Source organism: Sphingobium xenophagum NBRC 107872 (genome assembly GCF_000367345.1).
Taxonomy (GTDB): Bacteria; Pseudomonadota; Alphaproteobacteria; order Sphingomonadales; family Sphingomonadaceae; genus Sphingobium; species Sphingobium xenophagum.
On record NZ_BARE01000060.1, the window covers coordinates 1 to 3,806 of the forward strand.

General features: G+C 60.9%; 3 protein-coding genes and 1 pseudogene. 2 read left to right on the plus strand and 2 right to left on the minus strand.

Annotated elements, in window-relative coordinates; genetic code table 11:
- Positions 1-252: 252 nt before the first annotated feature.
- Positions 253-681, plus strand: coding sequence for a DUF983 domain-containing protein (locus SX1_RS19480; protein ID WP_026149967.1), 429 nt, complete (start codon positions 253-255; stop codon positions 679-681).
- 388 nt (positions 682-1,069) lie between these two features.
- Entirely contained in the window at positions 1,070-2,476 is a 1,407-nt protein-coding gene (locus SX1_RS19490) for an aminotransferase-like domain-containing protein (protein WP_019054406.1), read from the plus strand.
- A 347-nt stretch (positions 2,477-2,823) separates the two neighbouring features.
- Here the strand turns inward: SX1_RS19490 and istB are convergent, their stop codons facing one another.
- The gene (gene istB, locus SX1_RS19495) at positions 2,824-3,552 is read right to left on the minus strand and encodes an IS21-like element helper ATPase IstB (RefSeq protein WP_026149968.1); all 729 of its coding nucleotides are present in this window, start codon (positions 3,550-3,552) and stop codon (positions 2,824-2,826) included.
- A pseudogene (locus SX1_RS23065) lies at positions 3,539-3,806 on the minus strand (IS21 family transposase); the annotation flags it as partial. The gene istB and the pseudogene SX1_RS23065, both read right to left, overlap by 14 nt.

Below are 3,806 nucleotides of genomic sequence, written 5' to 3' on the forward strand. Positions count from 1 at the left end.
ATGCACTACCTGGCAATTGCGCGGTGAGATCCAGCGCGCGTCATACCATCGGTTTGTCGTAAATGCTTAGATCGGTTTTCAGATCCCAGGGTTGAGCATCGGCTCGCATGATCGGGCACCAGCGAGGATCGATCCGCGCATACAATCCGCCCGGAATATCTCAACATGGATGTGTTTGCATGGCATATTGCATGGAGGAATATTCTTCTTTATATGCGCCTCGAATCAAACGAGACTGAGTGGCGGACACCAATGCCTGATCTTAATGTGGAGCAATCGAGCAAAGCCCAGTGGATCTACCGCTGTGGGCTGAAGGGCTTGTGCCCCAAGTGCGGACAAGCTTCGATGTACCGCAAATGGTTGAAGCTGGAGCGCAAATGTCCAAATTGTGGTCTAGACTATGGTTTTGCTGCTCCGGACGACGGGCCAGCGTTCTTCTCGCTTTGCATCGTCGCGTTTCCGCTCACGTTCTTCGTTGTATGGTTGCAGGTAAAGTACGAGCCACCTTTTTGGGTTCATCTGCTTACATCGTTTCCCTTGCTGGGTCTGGGCTGTGTGCTGCCACTCCAATACATCAAAGGCTGGCTTGTAGCCTCACAGTACGTCAACAAGGCGACCGAAGCTGGCACTGAGAAGTTGTGGGCAGACCTGAACGCCCGCGATGCTTCAGAGCGGGATTGAATTCATGTCATCCACTGATGTAGCAACTCGTCCGACGGCCTCTGACAATATGGCACGAGAGTTCGTTGCTAACTACTTCAAGGGGCTGAGTCGCGACGACTTGGCGAAACTCGTTCTGGATGGGAACGCTGAGGACTTTCCTGAGCTTGCTGTAGCCAACGGATTGCTCCGAACGCATTCGCAGACGCTCTCCCGGTACGAGTCGGCGCTCGCTCAGTATGCAGATCCCAGTTTCTGGGACGAGGACGCGCCTGGCGGTGCACTTGCAAGGTACGACGCCGGCGAGATGGCGAGAAACGTACTCCATGGGCGACCCCCATTCTTCCATCGTGACTAGACAACGCTTCAACATTGTAGGTGTTTTAAACCATACTAACGGGCTATTTGCATGAGTTCTGTCGTTGAGTTTCCGATGCAGGGGTGGAATCCAAACATCCAAGGCACGCCCGGTCCTAAGTACCTCGCGATCGCTGATGCGCTGCGCCGTGATATCGAAACCGGTGTTCTCGCTGACGGGACTCGCTTGCCACCCCAGCGTTTGCTTGCAGAAGCCTTGGGTGTTGATCTGACAACGGTGACCCGAGCCTACGGCGAAGCGCGCCAATTGGGTTTGATCGAGGGCAACGGTCGGCGCGGTAGTTTCGTTCGCCAGAAGAAGGCGGAGACGCCAAAGATCAGATATAGTGAGCCTGCGGATACCGGCATGAACGCCCCCCCGGAGATCCCGGGTATGCTGACGGAGGCGTTCAGACGATCTGCCGAGGAGCTGCTGACGCGCTCGGATGTGGTTGCACCTTTCCAGTATCAGCCGAGCGGTGGGATGATCTTGGCCCGCGAAGCCGGAGCGGACCTTCTCGGCTCCCGTGGCGTCCCGTGCCACGACGATACGGTGCTTGTTACCGCAGGAGGGCAGCACGCGCTTCATGCAATCGTCAGTGCCGAACTCCGCGCTGGCGACACGGTAGCGGTTGCGGAATACGCCTATCCCGGATTCCTGTCGGTTGCGCGCCGCTATGGCCTCCGGCTTTGCCCTGTGTCATCCGATCGGGAAGGACTGGATCCGAACGCACTCGAAGCGGCCTGCCTGGAAGGCGCTGTTCATGCCGTCTACGTCGTGCCGACAAACGACAATCCCACCACCGCGACCATGAGCGTCGAGCGCCGAGAGTCTCTTGCCCAGGTAGCGACACGGCAGGGCCTTGTCGTGATCGAAGACGACGCATACGGTCTGCTGCCAGAGCGGCCATTGGCGCCCATAGCAACATTCGCACCCGAACGGACATGGCATATTGCCAGCGTCTCCAAAATCATCTCTCCGGGGCTGCGGATCGCCTGGCTTCGCGCACCCACCGTCGCGCAAGCATGGCGGCTCGCTGCCGATCTGCATGAGACGGCCGTGATGGCACCTCCACTCAACGCCGCGATCGTCGCCGATTGGATCGGAACCGGCGTGTTTCGGCAGTTGACCGAGGCAGTGCGCGCCGAGGCGTGGCAACGGCAGGAAATCGTCGCCAAGTTTCTTGACCCCGACAGCTACCACGCTCAGCCTGAGGGCTACCACCTCTGGATGCCCTTGCATCCTGAAGCGGATCAAGGTGAAATCGTGAATACGCTACGCCCGTATGGCCTATCGATCGTAGGCAGCGAGGCTTTTGCAGTGGACCGGTCAAAGGCCTCTCCTGCGCTTCGCGTTTCGATCGGTGGAACGATTACCAGAGAGCGACTGGAACGAGGCCTGCGCCTTCTTGGTGCACTGGCAGCACCGAACGCTTCCCGCAAGCTGTCGCTTGTCTAAACTCACTTTGTTGTGTGTCTCATATAAGTTGGCGATGGTGATGATGTTCAGGATGCAACGGCCGCTTGATACCGGCCCGAACAATTAAGTGAGGATCCCCGAAATGGGAGACGAAGCCCTTTTTCTGGCCCGTGTACAATTCGCTGTAAATAGGCGTCGAACCGGGACCCCATATCGGCGTCGAAGAGGGACCCCCTTTGGTGATGTCGGGCGGTTGTCCCGGTAGTCCATAGGAGGGACCCACGGCCGACGCCGCGCGCCTCCCCAAGCGCTGGCGGTGGCGGCCGTGGGAGGTTCCTGTGGACCCACCGGGTCAACCGCCGGGTGGGGGGTCCGGGGGGAGGGTTTTAGCTCCGGTTTCTGAGGCGCCAGCTGTCGTTGCCGGTCTCGACGATGTCGCAGTGATGGGTGATGCGGTCGAGCAGCGCGGCGGTCATCTTTGGGTCGCCGAACACGGTGGGCCACTCGCCGAACGCCAGGTTCGTGGTGATGATTACCGAGGTGCGCTCGTAAAGCTTGCTGACGAGGTGGAACAGCAGCTGGCCGCCCGAGCGGGCGAACGGCAGATAGCCAAGCTCATCGAGTACGACGAGGTCGAGGCGCGAGAGCTGGGCCGCGAGCGCGCCGGCCTTGCCGAGGCGGCTCTCTTCCTCGAGCCGGTTCACCAGATCGACGGTGTTGAAGTAGCGACCGCGGGCACCGGCACGCACGACGCTGGCAGTGATCGCGACCGCCAGATGAGTCTTCCCGGTCCCGGTGCCGCCGACCAAGACGATGTTGCGCTGACCGGGCAGGAACGCTCCAGCATGGAGCGAGCGTACCAGCTCTTCGTTGATCGGCGTGCCCTCGAACACGAACGCGTCGATGTCCTTCACCACCGGCAACTTGGCAGCGCTCATCCGGTAGCGGATCGATGCGGCATGGCGATGAGCGGTCTCCGCTCGAAGCAGGTCGGTCAGGATCTCCATGGCGGTGCGCTTGCGCTGCACACCTGTGGTGACCGCTTCGTCGAACGCGCCAGCCATGCCCTTGAGCCCGAGGCCGCTCATCGCGGCGATCATCTCATGCCGCTGCACGGGCGCCTCGCAGCAGGTCATAGCGAGCGCAGTCGGCGGTCGGTGGGTGGCTGAGCGAGAGGGCATCGGACGTGGCGATCGTCAGCGGCCGGGGCGGCTCGCGCCGCCGCGCCAGGATGTTGAGGATCACATCGTCGCTGGCAGCGCCGGCGGCCAGCGCTTCGCGGATCGCGTCCTCGACCGCTTCGAGCCCGTCGGTGAGCACGGCGGATAACACGCGCACGAACCGGCGGTCGGCATCATCGCCAGTCCCG